Here is a 21,533-nt window from a genome sequence, read left to right on the forward strand (position 1 = left end):
CGGAGCCTGCCCGGATGAAACTTAACCGCCCTCGTTGTAGCGGTCTCATCCACCGTAGTTGACCTCGACGAGGACAATTCAAGCGCGTGGATGAACCGTTCCTGCGATCGATTCACACAGTCGCGCAACCGCAGTAGATCGTCAAGTCCAACTATCTTACCGTTGAGAGCAGGAAACTGTGCCAGGAAACTGCGCCGCAGCGGGAGTGTGATGCCAGCAGCATCCGCTGAGCCAACCTTCCCGACGCCACCCTGTACTTCCAACGATTTTCTTTCGAGTTTTCGTATGTCCGCCTTACCGCCGGAGATGAAATGCTTAGCCAAGAAATGCTGCTCGAATATACCGAGTCCCACCTCAAATCCCTGATCGCCGATACGTCGGCGTCGCTGGGGATCAATTTCGATACCGCCGCGCCGTTCGGCGAACTCGGAATTGATTCCTTCAGAATTTTGAAGATCATCAAGGCGCTCGAAGCGGATTTCGGGACGCTGCCGAAAACGCTGCTATTCGAAAATTTCAACGTCGATTCGCTGGCGCGCTACTTCGTCGATGAGCACGGCGATACCCTCCAGGACAAGTTCTCCACCGGCAAGCAGAACCGCGTTGGCTCGCCTGCCAAGGCGTTGGCCGTGCCTGAAAAAGTTCGGGGTGGAAGCGCTCCCGATTCGCGAGCGGCCATGCCCTCTCCACGACCTGTAAAAGTGTTGCAGGCCCCGGTTCCGGTGCAGGCATGGGCACGCCCGGCGGCGCCAGCAAGCGTGCCGTCCGCGCCATCCGCGGTGCCGGTGCGCGTCCTCGAAACCGATCTGCCAAAGCACCCGGCGCTGGCGACCCTGGCCGCGGGCTTGTTCGAGCGCTACAAGAATGAAGGCTGCGTGTCGCGCGGCACGCGCAATATCGCCCCGAATCTGTTCATCGGCAGTGCGCGCAAGGGTTACTTCAACTATAGCCGCAGCAATAACATCATTCTTGTGTACGCCTACACCGGCCCGGAAGCGTACTTCGCCGAGATCGCCGCCGAAATGCAGCGCTACTGCGCCGAGAAAAATTTTCAGCTCAATATTTTCGGCGATGCGCCCATCCCGGAGATCGACGGCATGGCGTTTTCCTCGACCCCGTTCGGCGCCTTGCAGCGCGTGCTCGACATCGGCAGTTTCACCCTGGACGGCGGGGCCACGCGGCGCCTGCGCTACCAGGTCGCCAAATTCGAAAAAGCCGGCGCCTGCCGCACCGTGGAATACGCCTGCGGCAGCGATCCCGCTATCGACCGCGACATCGCCACCGTGATCGACCGCTGGTGCGCCGCCAAAACCATGGTCAATCCGCTGATTCATATCGTGCGCGAAGAAATCCTGGCCGGCACCTTGCACCCGCAACACCGCATCTTCCTGACCTGGCTGGACGGCAAGCTGCAAAATGTGATCCTCATTTCCGCGATGTGCGCCTCGCTCAACGGCTACCTGATGGACCTCGAATTCTACGGCGACGACATGCCGCTCGGCGGCCTGGAGTACGCGATCGCCCGGATCATCGACACGCTCAAGGCCGAAGGCTGTGGCATGTTCAGTCTGGGCGGCACCTACGGCTGCCGGCTGGAGACGTCGCCGCACGCGGACCCGGCGGTGGACGCCATCCTTGACGACCTGCACAAGCAAAACATTTTCAGCGACGACGGCAATCTGCAATTCAAAAACAAATTCCGTCCGGAGAACCGCACTATCTATCTGTGCCGTCCGGTCGGCAGCGGTAGCGGCGACAACGTGATCGACCTCATCATGATGATCGCCGACCCGGCCAAGGCCCAGACGTCGGAAGCGGAGAACCAGAACGCCGATACCGCGCATGCAGGCAAGGCCGCGGCGCCGTCCAGCAGCACGGCAGTACCTGTTACCGCGACCGTCAAGCCATCGGCCGCAGCAACGACCGCGGCAGCACCAGTACCGGTAGCGTCGACCGACTTTGCCGCGTGCGGCTACAACCCGCTCAACATGTCCGCCGATCAGGTCGAATACGACTTGAAAACCGACTCCTGGGCGCAACTCGGGCGCGCCGCCTTCATCGACAAGCAGATGGCGCACCTGCACACGCAACTGCAGCAGCCGGCCAATGTCGATGACAGCTTGCGTTCCGTCTTTCCCTTCAAGTACTTCGTGCTGACCGATTCCGGCCGCAGCGCGGATCACCTGTTCTGCAAAGCCTGGCCGAAAAAGGGTGTCGTCGTCCAGAACCTGCTGTTCCCAACCTGCATCTACCACCAGATCGACAAAGGCTATACGCCGCATGAGCTGGCGCATCCATCGGTCTTCGTCGCCCATTCCGACGACTCGCGTAAGTCCGAGCTGGACGTCGATGCCCTGCGAGCGTACGTCGCCGCCCATGCCGACCAGATCGCTTATGCCTGCGTTGAAGTGAGCGACAACTCGGCCGGTGGACATCCTGTTTCGATCGAGCATCTCCGACAAGTCAAGGACTTGCTTGCGCCGCATGCGATTGCCCTCGTGATCGACGGCACCCGCGTGCTGGAAAACGCGCAATTTCTCGTCGAACGCGACCCCGCCTGTGCCGGCAGGGCATTGTTCGATGTCGCCGCCGAGCTCCTGTCGTACGCCGACGCCGTCATCGGCAGCCTGGCCAAGGACTTCAGCGTCAACAAGGGCGGCCTGATCGCCACCAACGATGAAACCCTGTTGCGCACGCTTCAGGACCTGATGCGGCGCGAAGGCGGCGGCCTCAACGTGATCGAGAAGAAACTAGTTGCCTTGTCGCTGCAAAACCGCAGGCAGATCGAAACCTCGGTCGTGCGCAGGATGCGCGCGGTCGAAACGATCTGGCAAGCGTTGGACAACGAACGGGTGCCATTAGTTCGCCCGGCCGGCGCCCATTGCGTGGTGATCGATGTCAAGCGGCTGCCGCACTTCGCTGGTTTCGCGCATCCGGTGCCGTCGTTCCTGGCCTGGCTGTTCGTTAATACGGGCATCCGCGGCGGGGCGCACAGCGTCGGCATGCAAAGCCACAGTCCGATCAGTGGACAGGTGCGCCTGGCGATCCCGGTCGGGCTCAAGAAGGAGCAGGCCGACGATATCGCCGCCCGCCTGGTCCAGCTGTTCCGCGACAACAGCAATATTCCCGAGCTGGCATTGCCGGCGTCCAGTACCGAGTCCTTCGGCGGCGTGCATGACCATTACGAGCTGGTGCGCTACCACGGCGCCGTCGACCCTGTCGAGGAAGAAGCACCTGCCGCTTCCGGCCCCGTGCTGCCCGCGCTGTCGCTGCTGCCCACGCAGCCCAAGGCACGCGCTCCCAAGGCGGCGCCGACGCAGAGCCAGGTAGGCGACCTTGCCATTGTCGGCATGGCCGGCCGCTACCCCAAATCGACCAGCCTGGCGCAATTCTGGGACAACCTGAAAGACGGCGTCGATTGCGTCGGCGACCTGCCGCCCGAGCGCCGCGCGCGCCGCCTGCGCAATCCCTTTTCCCAGGACTACCGCGGCGGCTTTGTCGACAATGTCGACAAATTCGATTCGCTGTTCTTTAATATCTCGCCGCGCGAGGCTGAATTTCTCGATCCGCAGGAACGCCTGTTCCTCGAAGTGGCGTGGGAAACCCTGGAAGACGCCGGGTACTACCCCGAAATCATGTCCCAGGAAGATGGCGCGCGGAACGTCGGCGTGTTCGTCGGCGCCGTGTGGGCCATGTACCAGATGGCTGGCGTCGAGGAAAAGATTGCCGGCAACCACCTGAATCCGAACTCCTTCCTCTGGAGTATCGCCAACCGCGTTTCGTACTGGATGAACCTGACCGGTCCGAGCCTGACGGTCGACACCGCCTGTTCATCGAGTATGACGGCGATCTACCTGGCGTGCGAAGCGATCCGTAACGGCGACTGCACCAGCGCCATCGTCGGCGGCGTCAACCTGGACCTGCACCAGCACAAGTTCGACGTCAACAACGCCGGCGGCGCACTGTCGCCTGATGGCGTGTGCCGCAGCTTCGGCGCGGGCGCCAACGGCTATGTGGCAGGCGAGGGCGTCGGCGCCATCCTCATCAAGCCGCTCGAGCGGGCCATTGCCGACCGCGACAATATTTATGGGGTGATCAAGAGCGCCGTCGTCAATCACGGCGGAAGAACCAGCGGCTACACCGTGCCTAATCCCAAGGCCCAGGGCGAGCTGATCGCCGCTGCGCTGGAGAAGGCCAACGTCGATGCACGCAGCATCGCCTACATCGAAGCGCACGGCACCGGGACCGAGCTGGGCGACCCGATCGAGATCGCCGGGCTCACCAAGGCGTTCGCAGCGCACGATGTCCCAAAGCAGAGTTGTCCGATAGGCTCGGTCAAGACCAATATCGGCCATCTGGAAGCGGCCGCCGGCGTTGTCAGCGTGTGCAAGGTGTTGTTGCAGATGAAGCACCGCCAACTGGCGCCGTCCCTGCATTCCGCCGAACTGAACGAATTTATCGACTTCAAGAATTCGCCGTTCTACGTCCAGCGCCGCCTGGAAACATGGAACGAGAAGGAAGTCGACGGCATCAAACAGCCGCTGCGGGCCGGACTGAGTTCCTTCGGCGCCGGCGGCGCCAATGCCCATATCGTGCTGGAAGCGTACACGGCCCCTGAGCGGGAAACGCCGGCCATCGATGGCAGCCTGATTTTCCCTCTGTCGGCGCGCAATGATGAGCAGTTGCGCGAGATGGCGGCGCGGCTGCGTACCCACCTGCAGCGCGACGATCACCAGGCTGCCCTGGCCGACATCGCCTTCACCTTGCAGGATGGCCGCAAGTCCTTCGAACATCGCCTGGCGGTGGTCGCCTCCAGCCTGGATGGGCTGATCGCCAAGCTGGGCTTGTTCGTGGATGGGAAGAAAGACGGCGACATCCTGTCCGGCCACGCGAAAAATGCGGATGGGGTGACCAAGCTGCTCAGCCGCGCCGAAAAAGAACTGTTCGTCGCCTTGCTGTCGCAAAGCCGCGATCCGCACAAGCTGGCGCAGCTGTGGATCGACGGCTTGCTGTCCGACTGCCGCGGCCTGGCGGAGTTTGGCGGCAAGCGGACGTCCCTGCCGACCTATCCGTTCGCCGACAAACGCCACTGGATCGGTGCCGGCAAGGCCGCGCCTGCCGTGCTGTCAACGCAGGCGGTGCCCAGCCTGCATCCGATGATTGACAGCAATGAGTCGACCTTCCAGCGCCAATTGTTCAAAAAGACATTCCATGCGCGCGAGTTCTTCATCCGCGATCACGTGGTGTCCGGCGTGCCGACCTTGCCGGGTACCGCTTACCTGGACCTGGCGCGCATGGCGGGCGAAATCGCCACCGGGCGCAAGGTGCGCAAGATCCGCAATGTCACCTGGGTCAGCCCGCTCGCGGTCGAGGGCGCACTGCCGACGGAAGCCTTTGTCGAGCTCAAGCCCAGTGCCGACGCGGTGCTCTTCGAGGTGTTCAGCGAGGCTGCCGGCAAGAAGCGGCTGCATGCTCAAGGCAAGCTGGTGTACGCGGCGGACGATCAAGGCGCTTCGTTGCCGGACTGTATTGACATCGATGCCATTCGGGCCCGCTGTGGCGACCCGATCGTGGCAAAGGATGCGTATCCGTTGTTCGATGCCATGGGCATGCATTACGGTCCGAGCTTTCAGGTGTTGAAGGAAGTCTATAAAAACGACGATGAAGTGCTGGGCCTGCTGACGATTCCCGACGTGCGCAGTGCCGATTTCGACGAGTTCGTGCTGCATCCCTGCGTGCTCGACGCGGCGATGCAGGCCGGCGTCATGGCCCAGTTCGGCGCGGAGGCGGGCGAGATGAAGGTGCCGTACTCGATCGGCGAGGTCGAGCTGCTGTTTCCGCTCACGCGCACCTGTTACAGCTACCTGACCAAGGTAAAGAGCGAGCGCGGCGCGGGCTCAGCCGTCTCGCGCGAGAACGTGACCATCGTCGACGAGAACGGCAAGGTGTTGGCGCGCATCCGCGAATCGGTCGGCGTGTCCTTAACCAGCGTCCACGAAAAACCGGCGCCGGCGCAGGCCGAAGAGGCGTACGACCAGTTGTACTACGCGCACTCCTGGCAGGCGGCGCCGCTGGCTCCGGCAGCCAGCGACGTTCAGGCGCTGCTGCTGTTCGATACCAGCGATCGCCTGCGCAATGCTTGCCTTGGCCGCAATATCAAGACCGTGCTGGTCTTGCCGCGCGAGCGCTTCGAGGACCTGGGCAATGGTACCTACGGGGTCAATCCGCGTGAGCGCCAGGATTTCGCGCGCCTGTTCGAGGCGCTGAACCGGACCAGCTTCGCCACCGACAAGATGTGCTACGCCTGGCCGGAAGCGGCGGAACCTACTGCGCCGCAACAACTGGGCAAGGCGCTCGACCTTGGCGTCCACGGCTTCCTGTCGGCCTGCCAGGCCCTGATCGAGCAGAAACCCAAGGGCAAGGTGCAGATGCTGTACCTGCATGCCGGCGCCAGCGCCCATAACGACGCCGTCAACGGTTTCGCCCGCAGCTTGCGTCTGGAAAATCCCAAGATGGATTGCAAGGTGCTGGACATCGACACGCAAGGCGTCAACGCGGATCAAACGCTGGCGGCGATCCTTGCCGAACTGCATGCGGGCGCCCAGGACGACATCACCGTGCGTTACCAGGGCAGCGTCAGGTCCACCCGTGTGCTCGCAAAACTCGACCCGGCGGCGCCGGCAAACGCGCCTGACATCGTCCTCAAGCAGAACGGTGTGTATCTGATCACCGGCGGCGTGGGCGGCCTGGGACTCATTTTCGCGCAGTTCCTTGCCAACGAATGCAAGGCAAGGCTGGTGCTGACCGGGCGCTCCAGCCTGTCGGATGAGCAGGAAGCGCGGCTCGACACCTTGCGCAGCCTTGGCGCGCAGGTCATGTACGTGGCGGCCGACGTGTCGAACGCCGGGCAGGTCGGGCAGCTCATCGCCGACACCAAGGCCCGTTTCGGCGCGCTGAACGGCATCATTCACGGCGCCGGCGTCCTGCGCGATTCCTTGCTGCGGAAAAAGACCCGGGAGGAGATGGATGCCGTGTTCGCGCCGAAGGTGTACGGCACCTTCCATCTGGACGAGGCGACCCGCAACGACGATCTCGATTTTTTCGTGCTGTTTTCGTCGCTGGCAGCGGTGGGCGGCAACGCCGGCCAATGCGATTACGCCTTCGCCAACCACTATATGGATAGTTTCGCGGCCCGCCGCGAGCAATTGCGTGCCAGCGGCGAGCGGAGCGGCCGCACGGTCAGCATCAACTGGTCGCTGTGGGCCGACGGCGGCATGAAACTCGATGCCCAGACCGAACAATTCTTCAAGAAGAACCTGGGCATCGTCCCGCTGCGGACCCAAGTCGGCCTCGACGCCTTCCTGCGTGCGCTGTCGATGCCCCAACCGCACATCGCGGTGCTGGAAGGGGTGCGCGAAAAGATCGAACTGGCCTGGGGCATCACCAGGAAAGCCGCGCCTGTGCCGCTTGCGCCCAGCGTGCAACCCGTGCAGGGCGACCTGGGTGCGCTGGTCACCGGCGAGCTGTCCGCCACGGTCATGGAACTGCTCAAGATCGGCGCCGACGATTTGTCGCTGGACGCCATCCTGCTCGACCTGGGCTTCGACTCGATCGGCCTGGCGACCTTTGCCAACGTGATCAATGAGCGTTATCAGCTCGATATCAATCCGGTTATGTTCTTCGAATATCCGTCAATTCGCGCCATCGCCGAGGTTCTGGCCAGCGATTACAAGGATGCGGTCGCCAAGGTACACGGCAGCGCGGCGCCCGCCACGGCGGCGGTTCCGCAGCCGGTCGAGGTGCGCGCCGAGAGCGCGAGCGTTTTCGCGATCAACAAGGGCTGGGAAGCGCCCGCAGCGGCGTCGGCCGCACCGAGCGGCCTGTCGCGCGCGCTGCGCTTTGCCAACGAGCCCATTGCCATCGTCGGCATCGGCGGCGTCATGCCGCAGTCGGCCAACATGGAAGAGTTCTGGGACAACCTGAAAAACGGCCGCAACATGGTCACCGATATCCCGCGCGACCGCTGGATCTGGGAAGACTTCGACGGCAACCCCTTCAAGGAAGTCAATAAATCCAACTCCAGATGGGGTGGCTTCATGAAGGAGGTCGATAAATTCGACCCGCTGTTCTTCGGCATCACCCCGCGCGAGGCGGAGATGATGGACCCGCAGCAACGCATCTTTATTGAAACCGTGTGGAGCGCGATTGAGGACGCGGGTCACAAGGTGTCGGACCTGTCCGGAACCAAAACCGGGCTGTTCGTGGGTGCGTCGGCCAAGGACTATATCGACGTGCTGGCCGAGAACAAGTCGCCGCTCGATGGTTATTCCGCTTCCGGCAACTCGCATTCGATCCTGGCCAACCGCGTCTCTTTCCTGTTCAACTTGCGTGGCCCGAGCGCGCCGCTCGATACAGCGTGCTCCAGTTCGCTGATTGCGCTGCATCGCGCCATCGAATCGATCCACACCGGCAGCAGCGACATGGCCATCGTGGGCGGCGTGCAAGTCATGCTGACCCCGATCGGGCATATTTCGCTCAGTTCGGCCGGCATGCTGAGCGTCGATGGCAAATGCAAGACCTTCAGCAAGGATGCCAACGGTTACGTCCGTGGCGAGGGTTCGGGGGCGATTTTCATCAAGCCGCTGGCGCAGGCCGAGGCCGATGGCAATCCGATCTACGCCGTCGTCAAATCCACCGCCGAGAACCACGGCGGCCGCGTGACCATGCTGACGGCCCCCAATCCGAAGGCGCAGGCCGAGCTGCTGGTGGAGGCGTACGAGAAGGCGCAGATCGATCCGGCCACGGTCGGCTACATCGAATGCCATGGCACCGGCACCAGCCTGGGCGATCCGATCGAGATCCAGGCTCTGAAGAAGGCCTTCGCGGATCTGTACAAGAAACACAACAAGGCAGCGCCCACTGCACCGTCGTGCGCATTGAGCTCGGTCAAAACCAACATCGGCCACCTTGAGCCTGCGGCCGGCATTGCCAGCCTGCTCAAAGTGCTGCTGTCGATCAAGCATCGCCAGATTCCTGCCTTGCTGCATTTCGACCAGCTCAACCCGTACATCGATCTGGGCGGCTGCCCCTTCTATATTGTCGACAAGACAACCGCCTGGGAAGCGCCAATCGGGCCGGACGGCTTGCCGCTGCCGCGCCGCGCAGGCGTCAGTTCCTTCGGCTGGGGGGGCGCCAATGCCCACGTGGTGCTGGAAGAATACATTCCGCCATCGCGCGACGTGGTCGAGGCAGGCCCGCAGCTGGTGGTGCTGTCGGCCAAGAGCGAAGAGCGCCTGAAGGCCAGCGCCGCGTCCTTGCTGTCGCACATGACCAGACACGAGGTCGACCTGGGCGACCTGGCCTACACCCTGCAAATCGGGCGCGATGCGATGGATCACAGGATGGCTGTCGTTGTCAGCTCGTTACCGGAACTGACGCAACGGCTGCGTGCCTTCGGCGAGGGCGCGAGCACCGGCATTCATCGCGGCCGTGTACAGCGCAGCAAGCCGGAAGCGGCAAGCGGTGACCTGGAATCGTTGGCCGATGGCTGGGTCAAGGGCGCCGACGTGGCCTGGAGCGAACTCCACCCGCACGGCCAGCGCCGCCGCGTCAGCCTGCCGTCGTATCCATTCGCCCGCGAGCGTTACTGGATTGCCGCCGCTGTCGAGAAAGCGGCACCGAAGCCGGCACCGACGGTGGCCGTGCTGCACTCGCCGGACGTGGGCAGCTTGCTGGCCCGCCCGGTATGGGCCCGCACGGCTGGCGCGGTCGTCGGCGTGCAGGCGGGCGTGCAGATGCATCGGGTGCTGGTGTGCGGCATGCCGCAGCTCGACATTGCCCTGCTTGGTGTCGATGCGGTCCGTGTGCCGGCGCAGGACGGAGCGGACATCGCGCAGCGCTACAGCGCAACCGCCTCGGCCTGCTTCGAGCACCTGCAAGCGATCCTCAAGACCAAGCCCAAGGGCAAGGTGCTGTTCCAGGTGCTGGCGAGCCATGCGGACCGGGACGCGCTGATGGCGGGCCTGGCCGGCATGATGAAGAGCGCACGCATGGAAAGCCCCAGCCTGATCGGCCAGGTCATCCTGACCGATGCGGCGGACCACGACACCGTTGCCGGCCAGTTGCTGGTGTGCAGGGCGCAGCCGGATGAATCCCTGTTCAAGTTCGAGCGCACCGCCCAGAGCGTGCTGCGCTGGCAGGCGCAGGTGAACCGCGGTGCGCCGGCAATGGCATTCCGGGATGGCGGCGTGTATTTGATTACCGGCGGCCTCGGCGGTCTGGGGATGCTGTTCGCCAGGGAAATCCTTGAGCACGCCCCGACCGCCAGAATCGTGCTGACGGGCCGCTCGGCGCCAGGCGACGAACAGCGCGGCGTGCTGGAAGGCACCCCGCAGCTGGCCTACCGGCAGCTGGACCTGGATCGCCAGGACGAGGTGACGGCGCTCATCGCCGAGGTGGTGGCCACGTACGGCGCGCTCAACGGTGTGATTCATAGCGCCGGCGCCACGCGCGACAGCCTGATCGTCAACAAGACGGCGGCGCAGTTCGCGCAAGTGCTGGCGCCCAAGGTCGGCGGCACCGTTCATCTGGACCAGGCCAGCGCCGGCATCGAACTCGACTTCATGGTGCTGTTCTCGTCGGTCACAGCGGTGATGGGCAACGTGGGCCAGGCCGATTACGCGGCCGCGAACGGCTTCATGGATCAATTCGCGGCATACCGCAACACGCTGGTCGACGCGCAGCAGCGCCACGGCCGCACCGTGTCGATCAACTGGCCGCTGTGGGAGGAGGGCGGCATGCAGGTCGACGCGCGCAGCCGCGCCATGCTGCTCAAGATGTCGGGAATGCTGCCCATGCGCACCGAAACCGGCATGCACGCCTTCCATCGCAGCCTGGCGCTGCCGGTTGGGCAGACGCTGGTCATGGAAGGTCATGTCGAGCGCCTGAAAACACTGCTGTTCCCGGATCAGTCCGCCGCGCCGGCTGCGCAGCGCCTGCCTGCCGCCGGCACCGCGACGTCAATCCAGACCGACAAGCTGCGGGAACTGGTCCTGGCCGATTTGCGCCGCTTTCAAACTTCAAACAAGGGGTAATCACGTGTCCAACGCTAACGTTTTGAATCGTTTGATCAGCATCATCGAGGCGACGCTGAAATTGCCTGGGGATAAGATCGATATCGATGTGCATCTGGAGACGATGGGCATCAATTCCCTGATCATGATGGAGCTGATCGAGAACATCGACGCCGAATTCGGCCTGGCGCTCACGCCCGCGCTGTTCGTGGACGTCGAAACCCTGTCGGACCTTGCCACTCTGGTCGATGGACTGCTGCCGCGCGCGGATGCCGCCCCGGACATGCTCGGTTTCATCAACCGCAAGTACGCGGTCGACCTGTCGCACCTGGGCCTGGCCTCGGTCGACGCCATGGCCGACGCGCTGCTTGCCGATCACACGGGTGAGCTGCTGCGCCATTACGGCATCGGGGTGGCGGACGCGCCCGCCGCCCCGGCCCGCTCGCAGGATGTGGCCATCGTCGGCATCAGCTGCCGCCTGCCGGATGCGCCCGATGCGCGCGCCTTCTGGGACAACCTGCTGAACGAAAAGAACAGCGCGCGGGAAATCCCTGCATCACGCTGGCAGTGGGACCAGCACTATTCGGACACGCCGCAACCCGGCAAGACGGTATCGAAGTGGGGCGCCCTGATCGACGGCGTCGATTGCTTCGACCCGGCGTTTTTCAATATCTCCGCGCAGGAAGCGGCGATGATGGACCCGCAGCAGCGCCTTTTGCTGCAGGAAGCGTACCGCGCGGTCGAGGATGCGGGCATCGACATGGGCACCCTGGCCGGCTCGAAAACCGGTGTCTTTGTCGGCTACCAGTATTCGGAGTACGAGCAACTGTTGCGCAAGAGCGCAAACCAGGATGCGAAACAAGGCCCACTGTTCAGCTCGTCCAGCCCCTCGTATTACCTGGCCAACCGCGTCTCGTTCGCCTTCGACCTGCGCGGGCCGAGCGAATCGTTCAACGTCAACTGCGCCTCGTCGGCGGTGGCGATCAACCGGGCGTATTTTTCGCTGGTCAACGGCGAATCGGACGCGGCGGTCGCCGGCGGCGTATCGCTGAACCTGTTCGAGGGCGATTACATTGCGTCGTCGCAGTACGGCTTGCTCTCGCCGGACGGCACCAGCGGCGTTTTCGATAATGACGCCAAGGGGTTTACGCGTGGCGAAGGCGTGGCGGCGATCGTGCTCAAGCGCCTGGAAGATGCCGAGCGGGACGGCAACCGCATCTACGCCGTCATCAAAGGCTGTCACCAGAACTTCCGCGGCGCGGCGCGCAGCCAGTCCGAGGTGAAGCACGAATCGATAACGGCTGTTATTAACGCCTGCAGTGTGAATGCAGGGATCGATCCCGCCACCGTACGCTACGTCGAAGTCGACGGTTATGCGACCAAGTGGGCCGATTCCTTCGAGTACGAAGGCGTGAAGAACGCGTTCAAGAGCGGCCGGCAGGATGAAAAACGCTGCGCACTGGGCAGCGTGAAAGGCAACATCGGCAACGTGGAGGCTGCCAGCGGGGTGACCAATGTGATCAAACTGGCCCTGTCGCTGCATCACAAGATCTTCCCGGCCACGATTTCCTGCAAGACCGTCAATTCCTTCATCGATATCGCGAACGCCGCGCATCCACTGTATATCGCCAGTAAAGCGATCCCATTTGCGGATATCCGCCAATCCGGCGTGCCGGTTCGGGCGGGAGTCAATTCCTTTGCCGACAGCGGCACCAATGTGCATATTCTGCTGGAGGAGTATGTCGCCAACCGTCCGGCCGCGATGTGGCATGCCGATGGCAAACAGCTGTTCGTGCTCTCCGCCAAGAACTCCGACCGTCTTGCAGCCTGTGTGGACGAGTACATCGCCTGCCTGTCGCGCGGCGACGATGGCGACTTCGGCAGCATGGTCTACACCGCCCAGATGGGACGCGCAGCGATGGACGAGCGCCTGGCCATCGTCGCCGCCTCGCGCGCCGAACTGATCGAAAAGCTGTCACTGGTCAAGCAGGGGGGCTTGCGCGCGCCGCTGGGACTGGAAGCAAAGGACATCTTCCGTGGCAGCGCCGGCCAGGGAAGCAACCATCCGGTCGCCAGCCTCATCACAGCCGACATGGCACTGGCGCCCCTGACGCAAGCAATCCAAACCCGGCAATGGAAACCGGTCGCGCTGCTGTGGGTGAACGGGGTGGCGATGCCGTGGGAAGTGGTATGGCGCGGTCAATCCATGCGTCCGGTGTCGCTGCCGGGCTATCCCTTCGCCCGCGAGCGCTACTGGATCGACAGCGTGGCGGCGCCGGTGGCTGACTTGCCTGCGCAGCTTGTCGTGATGCCTCCCGCTGATGCGGCCGAATCCGGCCCGATGGACCGCACCCAGACCATCGCGCTGTTTCTCAAGCAAGAAGTGGCGCGCCAGCTCGGCCGGCGGGTCGAGCAGATCGCGGCGGAGTCCAACCTGATCGAGCTGGGAATGAGTTCGGTCGGCATCGCCGAGCTGATTGCCCGGATCGACGCGCTGCTGGCCTGCCATTTGTCGCCGAGCGAGGTCTTCAAGTACCCGGATATAGCGCAACTGTCGGCCTACCTGGCGCACACCTACCCGGACTCAGCCCGCCCGACGCCGGCGCGCGCGCCGTCCGAGATCCTGATCGCCATCCAGGGCAAGGGCGAGCGCGAGCCGATCTTTGCCATGCCGGGTGCCGGCGGCAACGCGCTGTCGCTGCAACAACTGAGCCACGCGCTGGGCAACGATCAGCCGTTCTACTGCCTGGAACCGGTGGGCCTGGATGGCCGTGTCGCTCCGATGACAAGCGTGGAAGAGATTGCCGAACTGAATATCGAACGCCTCAAGTCGGTCCAGGCGCGCGGTCCGTACCGGCTGCTGGGCTACTCGAACGGCGGCGTTGTCGCTTTCGAGATGGCGCGGCAACTCCTGGCGCGCAAGGAAAAAGTCGCCTCGCTCATCCTGCTCGACAGCCTGTGCCCCACCGCGCGCGGCGGACAAGCCATCGAAGACATGGTGGTGGCGGTCTTCAAGAATTTCGCCACGTCGCTCGGCGGGCACGTGGAACTCGACGTCCAGACCCTGAAGCGCATTCCCGAAGGTGAGCGCAGCGACTACCTGTACGACAGTCTGGTGATGCTCGGCCACGAGCTGCCGCGCGAGCAATTCGTAGCCACTTTCAACGTGGCCACGGCGAGTGAGTACGCCTGCCGCGCCTACCAGCCGGTTCCGCTCGGCCAGAAGGTGGACGTGGTGCTGCTCAAAGCCATGGACGGTTTCAAGGGCGTGCCGAACGACTACGGCTGGGGCGAATTCGTTCCCGTGCCGGTGCGCACCTTCCCCTTGAAGGGCGACCATTTCTCGCTGATCGAGAAAGGCTCCGTGCAAGAGCTGGCGAGAAAGATCAATGCGCTTGGCGGCAAGGCGGGGAAAGCGGGCAAGTCCACAACCGTGGACGAGCTGGAAGTGAGCATTTGATTGTAAGCGTCTGGTTCAACCCTCTTGGAGAGATCGATGAAGCGTTTGATGAACACCCTGATTGCTTACTTCGGGAACGTTCCCGACCAGCTCAGGAAGCGTAAATATGTCGTCTGGCTGTTCTTCGTGCTGGCGACGGCTTTCATGTTCGCGGGCCTGGGCCGGGCCAAGTTTGATGCCTCGATCGAAGGCTGGTTCGAGGCGGACGACCCGACCATCGTCGCCTTCGACTGGTTCCATCACGAGTTCGGCAGCGACGACCATCTGTATATCGTCTACAAACCGAAAGACGGCAATGTGTTCTCCGAAGCTTCGCTCAAGACCCTCAAGGCGATGCAGGACGAGCTTGCTGCCAAGGTCGCGGCAGTCAAGGAAGGCGACAGTTCGCCGCTGAACCACGTGGTCAAGGTCACTTCGCTGATCAACGCACCGGTCTTGCGGGCCGAACAGGACGCGCTGATCTCGAAAAAGCTGGTTGGCAATATCGTACCGGGTACCCAGGCCGAGCTCGACGAGATCCGCAAGGTCGCCCTGTCGCAGAAAAGCTTTCCGCTGCTGTACTTCTCGAAAGACAACAAGTACGGCGGCATCATGGTCGAGACCAACTTCGGCGCAATTCCGGTCGTGTCGGCCGGGGCGACGTCCGACCTGGCGTTCTCCGAACTGAAGTTCGACGATCCGGGCGCCGTGGCCATGGAAAACCGGCCCAAGTTCAAGCCGACCGACATGCCCGACTACATTGCGCTGATGGAAGCGGTCAAAAGCGTGCTGCACAAACCGGCTTATGCGCAGCATTTCGAGTACTTCCCGGTGGGCAGTACCGCGATGGCCGAGTTCAACTGGGCGATGGTGATGGAAATGGGCATGCTCAATGTGGCGGCCCTGTGCATCATCACCTTGCTGCTGTGGTTCCTGTTCCGCTCGCTGAGCGCCGTGGTGTGGCCGGTCGTGATCGTCGTCCTCAGCGTGATCTGGATGACCGGCATCACCGCCTGGCTCGGCCTGCCGATTACCTCGTTCGTGATGATCGCCGTGATGCTGACCCTGGCGGTAGGGGTGGCCGATACGGTGCACGTGCTGGCGGGCTATTTGTCGGCACGCAAGGAGGGCAAGGACCACGCCGCCGCGCTGCGCATTGGCTTTCGCCATGTGGCCGTGGCCTGCCTGCTGACCAGCGTGATCAACATCGTGGCGGTGCTGGCGCTGAGCGTCACGCCGGTGGTGCCGATCAAGGTGTTTGCCCTGATGTGCGCGCTGGGCGTGGCGCTGCCGTTCATGTTTTCGGTGTATCTGCTGCCGCTGATGCTCGATATCTGGGCGCCGACATACGCCGGCCAGACGCCCCGGGCAGGGTTGGCCGCGGCCGTCGGACGCCTGATTCCCAACTTCGCCGGTTTTGTGGCGCGCCAGCTCGACAAAGTGCTCCCGGTCGTCGAAAAGCGCCCGGTGACCTTTATTGCCATGTTCGTGTCGCTGTTCGCTGTTTGCGTGTACGGCTCCATGCTGACCAAGGTAGACACCGATCCTGTCGGTTCGTTCCCGCTCGATTCGCCCATCCGCCGCAATGTGCAGGTTGTGGACCAGAACATGATGGGCGCGCAGAGCATGGAAATCTTCCTCGACCTGGGCAAGGACAACGCCTTCCACGACCCGTTCGTGCTGCGGACGGTGGAGCAGCTGCAGCGCACCATCGAGGGCAAATACGGCCATCTGGTGGTCAAGACCACGTCCCTGGTCGATACGGTCAAGCACTCGTACAAAACCCTGAACGAGGGCAGGGAAGAGATGTACGTCATTCCCGACAAGGAGGCGACGGTATCGCAGACGCTGTTCCTGTTCAACCAGTCCAATCCGGACGACCGCCGCAAGCTGGTATCGGATAACTTCGACAAATCGCACATCAGTGTGCGCCTGTATAACGCCGGCTCCTACGAGTACGCGAAAACCTGGGACGCGATGCGCAAGGATATCAACCAGTCCGTAGGCACCTTGCGCGGCAAATATCCGACAGCCGAAGTATCGATTACCGGCGTGCTGGCGCTGATGATGCAGGGCGCCGATTACCTGACCCGCTCCGAACTGCAAAGTTTCGGGCTGGCGCTGATTCTCATCAGCGTGATTTTGCTGATGCTGTTCGGTTCCGTGAAAGCGGGCGCCATCGCGCTCATTCCCAACCTGATTCCGGCGATCCTGGCCTACGGCGCCCTGGGCCTGCTCGGCAAGCCGCTGGACATCACGACCATGATGATCGCGCCGATCATTATCGGTATCGCAGTCGACGATACGGTGCATTTCATCATGCGCTACCGCAACGAGGTGATTATCGACGGGAATATCCGGCGCGCGCTGCATACCACCATTACCGATACTGGCCAGTCGATCGTCTTCACCACCATGATCCTGGGCCTGGGCTTCGGCGTGATGGCATTCGCTTCTGGTACCGGCATGGCCAATCTGGGGCTGTTCGGTTCGATGGCGATCCTGATCGGCCTGCTGAACGACCTGTTTTTCCTTCCCGCGATGATCCTGGTATTCAAGCTGAAATTCAGCACCCGGGATGCCGCAACGTCCGCACTCGTCGCACCTGAGCTGGCGTCCGCCAGCGCCGACTGACCACACCGACCCATCGATACCGAATCAAGAGGACTGTATGAAATTCATCAAGAAGAATCTGCCCGTCATCCTGTTGGCCGCCGCAATCGTTCCGCTGGCACCCGTGATGGCAGCCACCGCCGAATCGGCCGATGCGATCATGGCAAAGGTCGATCACGCGACCCGCACCGCCTATTCGACCCAGCTGGCCAGCGTGAAGATCACGACCTGCAAGTACATGCTGGTTGGCGGGAATGTGAAGTGCTCGGAAAAGCCGCGCGTGGTCGTTGCCGAGAATATCAAGAAGGGCGCTGTCGTCGACGGTAAGTACAACGATAAATCGCTGCTGATCGTGCGCGAGCCGATCAGCGACAAGGGCACCAGCCTGCTGGTCTACGAATACGGCGAACGTAACCGCGACAACGATAACTGGCTGTATCTGCCGGCGCTGGGCAAGGTCAATCGCGTTATCGCCAGCGACGACGATGCCGGCAGCGTGTTCGGTTCCGAGTTCTCGGTTGAAACCACCGAGAATCCCGAGGCCCGCAAAATCTACGAATACACCTACAAAATCCTGGAAGAGACCAATTACCAGAACCGTCTGGCGTGGGTCATCGAAATGATGCCGACCGAGGAAAAGGGCCGTAAAACCAGCTACGGCAAGGTGATTTCGTGGATCGACAAGGAAACCCACTTGCCGCTGAAAGAAGACCTTTACCGCAACGGCAAGATTCATAAACAGCGCACCCAGACCGACATCAAGAATATCGATGGCGTGAACGTGATGCTCAAGGTCGTCATCAATAACCGCTCGTCGTCGCGCGTGAGTCAGATGGATTACATGGCCATGCGCCATAACACCGAGGTGCCGGACGATTTCCTCAGCCAGCGTGGCCTGACCGATTTCGCCTTCCGCGAGCGCAGCCTGGCCGAATACCGCGCCCGACTGGCTAAATAGGCTAGTCGCTGAATGAACGTTCATTGTCGATTAGCTTGTCTGGCCTGCGGTCTCGCCATCAGTTCCGTGGCGCTGGCGCAGGATGCAACGAGCGCCGCGAATGCGGCGCAATCCGAAAACATCGATCTGTCGGGGGACGACAAAGCCAATCCGGCGACCAAAGCCCTGCGCACCACCCTGGGCCACCAGGGCGCTTACCTGGTGCGGGGCGACAAAGAGGTGGTGAATAACCGCAGCTGGTTCCGCCTGGAGTATTCCAAGTTTTTCCTCGACAGTTTTTACGTGCAGCTCGATTCGAAACTGAACGGCTTCTGGAAGAAAGACCACCGCGCCCGCGCCGACAAGCGCAGCACCCTGTTCGAAACCACGACGCCGGAAGCGTTTTTGCAGTACAGCGCGGCCGGCGGCCAGACCAGCGTCAAGGTCGGCATCCAGAAAATCATCTGGGGCGAATCGGAAGCGGGGGCGATTACCGATGAAGTCAGTCCGCGCAATTACTCGGAACTGTTTCTGGTGCCGTTGGAGGAATCGCGCATCGGCCAGATGATGGTGAGCGTGGACCACTTCACCAGCTACGGGGACTTGAGCTTGTTTTATGTGCCCAAGCCCAAGTTCAACAAATATGCGGCGCCCCGTTCGGCCTACGACACCTATCCGTTCAACGGCACGGTGTCGATCACCGATGAGAAAACGGACGCGAAGGACCGTGAATTCGGCATGCGCTGGAAGAAAACCTTCGGCAAGAGCGACATCAGCTTCATGGCCGCCAGCCTGATCGACAACAACTACGGCGTGCGCGTGAGCGGCATGAATGCAGCGGGCGACATGGAGTTAGTGCGCTCGAAGCAGCGCACGCGCCTGGCCGGAGTCACCTTCAATTACACGCGCGGGCATTTTCTGGTGAAGGGTGAAGTCGGTTACAAGACGCCGAAGGACTTTGCCGACATGAACGGCCAGTTGATGGACCGCGACATGGTCGATTCCTCGCTCGGCGTGACGTATGCGCTGGGGCAGTCGAACACGATTGGCCTGGAAGCGGTGAACAGCCATGTGCGCGCGTGGAACGACCGGATCATGGGCATTCCGAAGAATGGCAATTCGCTGGTGTTGAATGCGAATTTCCTGTTCTTGAACGACAACCTGTCGGTCAACTGGCTGACCATTCGCTCGCGGCCGTATTCGAGCATCCAGTCGTCCTTGCGTACATCGTACAAATGGAACGACAACACCACGTTCAGCATCGATGCCCACCTGATCGATGCGCAGCATCCGAAGAGCCAGCTGGTGACGTTCCGGCAGCGCGATCAGATCGTGTTCAGGGTTCAGTATCAATTTTAAACGGCGCAATTCTCTCCAGGAAAACACATGAAGATCCAAGAAGAAAATGAATTCGATGCCATCGTGATCGGCTCGGGAACCTGCGGAGCGACCATTGCCAGGGAACTGAGCAGGCAAAAGAAGAAGGTGCTGATCCTCGAACGGGGAGCGAACGCGGCCTTGAGGGAAACCTTCATGGGCATTGCCACCATCGCCGACCAGGTTTTCCTGGGCGACGACAAACTGTCGACGGTGCGGGCGCTGACGACCGGCGGCTCCACCAGCCTGTATTTCGGGGTCGTGAACTACCCGCAGGATGACACCTTTCGCAAAGTCGGCATCGATTTGTCGAAGGAACTGGACGCGGTGCGCAAGGAATTGCCGATCGCTCCCTTGCCCGATTCGCTGCTCGGATCCCAAGCCATCAAACTGCGCGACAGTGCCAATGCGCTCGGCCACGCCTGGAAAAAGAACGACATGCTGGTCGATGTGACCAAGTGCGGCGCCGGTTATTCGTACGACGCCAAATGGAAAGCCAAAAGCTACGTGGAAGACGCCGTGGCCGACGGCGCGACGCTGATCAACCGCGCCATGGTCCTGTCGATCATCATCGAAGACAACGTGGCCGTCGGCGTCGAGTACCGGATCAAGAAAAGCATGTTCGCCTCCGAGGTCAAACGCGCCTTCGGCACGAAAATCGTCGTGGCGGCGGGCGAACTGGCTACGCCGAAGCTGCTGCGCGACAGCGGCGTGCAGGGCATCGGGCAGCGCGGCTTTTACTGCAACCCCGGTTACGCCATTTACGGCCTGATCCCCGGTCTGAACGCCAGCAGCGGCTTTGTCGGCAGCATGGGCTGCGAGTATGAAGACGGCATCGAACTGGGCGACGCCAACATTCCCCAATCCCTGCACCGGCCGATGATGCTCGGCGGCATGAAACTGCGCCATCTGATGGGCTTTTCCGACTGCATCGGCATCGGCGTCAAGGTCAAGGACAAGCTGGGCGGCCGGCTGAAGGATGACGGCCGCTTCTTCAAGGACTTCGACAACGAAGACATCGCCAGGCTCAACAAGGGCAAGGATGCCGCCATCCGCATCCTGAAGCAGGCCGGCGCCGAACACATCGTCGACTTCGGCCTGACAGCGGCCGGCAGGGTAGGGGGCCTGGTCAGCATCGGCGAGCATGTCGACCACAAGCTGGAAACGCAATTTCGCAACCTGCACGTGTGCGACGGATCGGTGATTCCCGACGACATGCGCGGCACGCCCACGGTGACCCTGGTCAGCATGGGCCGGTATCTCTCCAAGCATCTCCTGACCGCGATGTAAGCGGTTCGGGCACACCCACCTCATTGACCACCATGGAGCCACAATGCAAACGTTGACACCAATGCAAGACTTCAGCCCGGCCGCCGCGCCGGCGGCCGCCCCCAAGCGGAAACGCAAATTCGTTCGCTACGCCCTGGTCGGTTTCCTGGCGCTGGCCGTGATCCTGGCGCTGTCGCACGTGCTCTGGAACCGCTCCGGCTCGAACCAGTGGGAACTGGCGATGGACAAGGAAGGCGTACGGGTGTGGACGATGAAGACGCCCGGCACCGACCTGGTGCGGATCAAGGCCACCACCCGCATCAAATCGAGCCTGTCGGGCATGGTCAAGCTGCTGGAAGACCTGGAAAGCTGTGTCGACGCCAAGTGCTATGACGCCAAGGTGATCCAGCCGATCGCGACCTTCCCCAATCAATACGCGGCCTTCGTGCAGTTCAAATTCGACATTCCGGGCCTCAAGACGCGCGAATACGTGCTGATGCAGGAGCACGTGCAGGACACGGCCACCAAGAAGCTCGACATCAACATCATCGCCGCGCCCAACCGGATTCCACGCGACGAATGCTGCGTGCGCATCACCCACCTGCATAACCACTGGACCCTCACGCCGCTGAAAAACGGCGAACTCGACATCGAATTCATGCAGGACACCGACATCGGCGGCTTGCCTTACTTCCTGGCGAACCCGGCGCTGACCTACGGCACCCACGAAATCCTGCTGGGCATGCAAGGCCTTATGAACATGGCGAAATACCGTGATGCGCGCCTCGCCAACATCGAAGAACTGTCCGCCGACTAAACCCAACTG

7 protein-coding genes are annotated in these 21,533 nt (G+C 62.2%); all 7 read left to right on the forward strand.

All coding sequences use genetic code 11. The annotated features are described in order from the left end of the window. Window positions 1–311: 311 nt before the first annotated feature. From CR152_RS21525 to CR152_RS21555, 7 genes are read left to right on the forward strand one after another with little or no spacing between them, the layout of a single operon-like run. Window positions 312–11,093 (forward strand): SDR family NAD(P)-dependent oxidoreductase, encoded by a 10,782-nt coding sequence (locus tag CR152_RS21525; RefSeq protein ID WP_099878322.1) that lies wholly within the window; start codon window positions 312–314, stop codon window positions 11,091–11,093. A 22-nt stretch (window positions 11,094–11,115) separates the two neighbouring features. Beyond that, window positions 11,116–14,532, forward strand: coding sequence for a beta-ketoacyl synthase N-terminal-like domain-containing protein (locus CR152_RS21530; RefSeq protein WP_157778642.1), 3,417 nt, complete (start codon window positions 11,116–11,118; stop codon window positions 14,530–14,532). Between the two features lie 48 nt (window positions 14,533–14,580). Then, a complete protein-coding gene (locus tag CR152_RS21535) occupies window positions 14,581–17,145 on the forward strand; it encodes an efflux RND transporter permease subunit (RefSeq protein WP_208640171.1) in 2,565 nt (854 codons plus the stop codon). A 37-nt stretch (window positions 17,146–17,182) separates the two neighbouring features. Beyond that, window positions 17,183–18,082 carry an outer membrane lipoprotein-sorting protein gene (locus tag CR152_RS21540; RefSeq protein WP_157778643.1) on the forward strand — a complete coding sequence of 300 codons (900 nt, stop codon included), beginning with the start codon at window positions 17,183–17,185 and terminating at the stop codon, window positions 18,080–18,082. A gap of 12 nt (window positions 18,083–18,094) precedes the next feature. After that, a complete protein-coding gene (locus CR152_RS21545) occupies window positions 18,095–19,420 on the forward strand; it encodes a DUF1302 family protein (protein WP_157778644.1) in 1,326 nt (441 codons plus the stop codon). A 27-nt stretch (window positions 19,421–19,447) separates the two neighbouring features. Then, entirely contained in the window at window positions 19,448–20,728 is a 1,281-nt protein-coding gene (locus CR152_RS21550; RefSeq protein WP_099878336.1) for a GMC family oxidoreductase N-terminal domain-containing protein, read from the forward strand. 43 nt (window positions 20,729–20,771) lie between these two features. Beyond that, window positions 20,772–21,524, forward strand: coding sequence for an SRPBCC family protein (locus CR152_RS21555; RefSeq protein ID WP_157778645.1), 753 nt, complete (start codon window positions 20,772–20,774; stop codon window positions 21,522–21,524). The last annotated feature ends 9 nt before the right edge of the window (window positions 21,525–21,533 follow it).

Origin of the sequence: Massilia violaceinigra (genome assembly GCF_002752675.1) — a bacterium.
Lineage (GTDB): Bacteria > Pseudomonadota > Gammaproteobacteria > Burkholderiales > Burkholderiaceae_D > Telluria_A > Telluria_A violaceinigra.

Coding starts and splice junctions, on each gene's coding strand:
- CR152_RS21525 (WP_099878322.1), top strand. CDS start 312: ATGCTTAGCCAAGAAATGCTGCTCGAATATACCGAGTCCCACCTCAAA.
- CR152_RS21535 (WP_208640171.1), top strand. CDS start 14,581: ATGAACACCCTGATTGCTTACTTCGGGAACGTTCCCGACCAGCTCAGG.
- CR152_RS21540 (WP_157778643.1), top strand. CDS start 17,183: ATGAAATTCATCAAGAAGAATCTGCCCGTCATCCTGTTGGCCGCCGCA.
- CR152_RS21545 (WP_157778644.1), top strand. CDS start 18,095: ATGAACGTTCATTGTCGATTAGCTTGTCTGGCCTGCGGTCTCGCCATC.
- CR152_RS21550 (WP_099878336.1), top strand. CDS start 19,448: ATGAAGATCCAAGAAGAAAATGAATTCGATGCCATCGTGATCGGCTCG.
- CR152_RS21555 (WP_157778645.1), top strand. CDS start 20,772: ATGCAAACGTTGACACCAATGCAAGACTTCAGCCCGGCCGCCGCGCCG.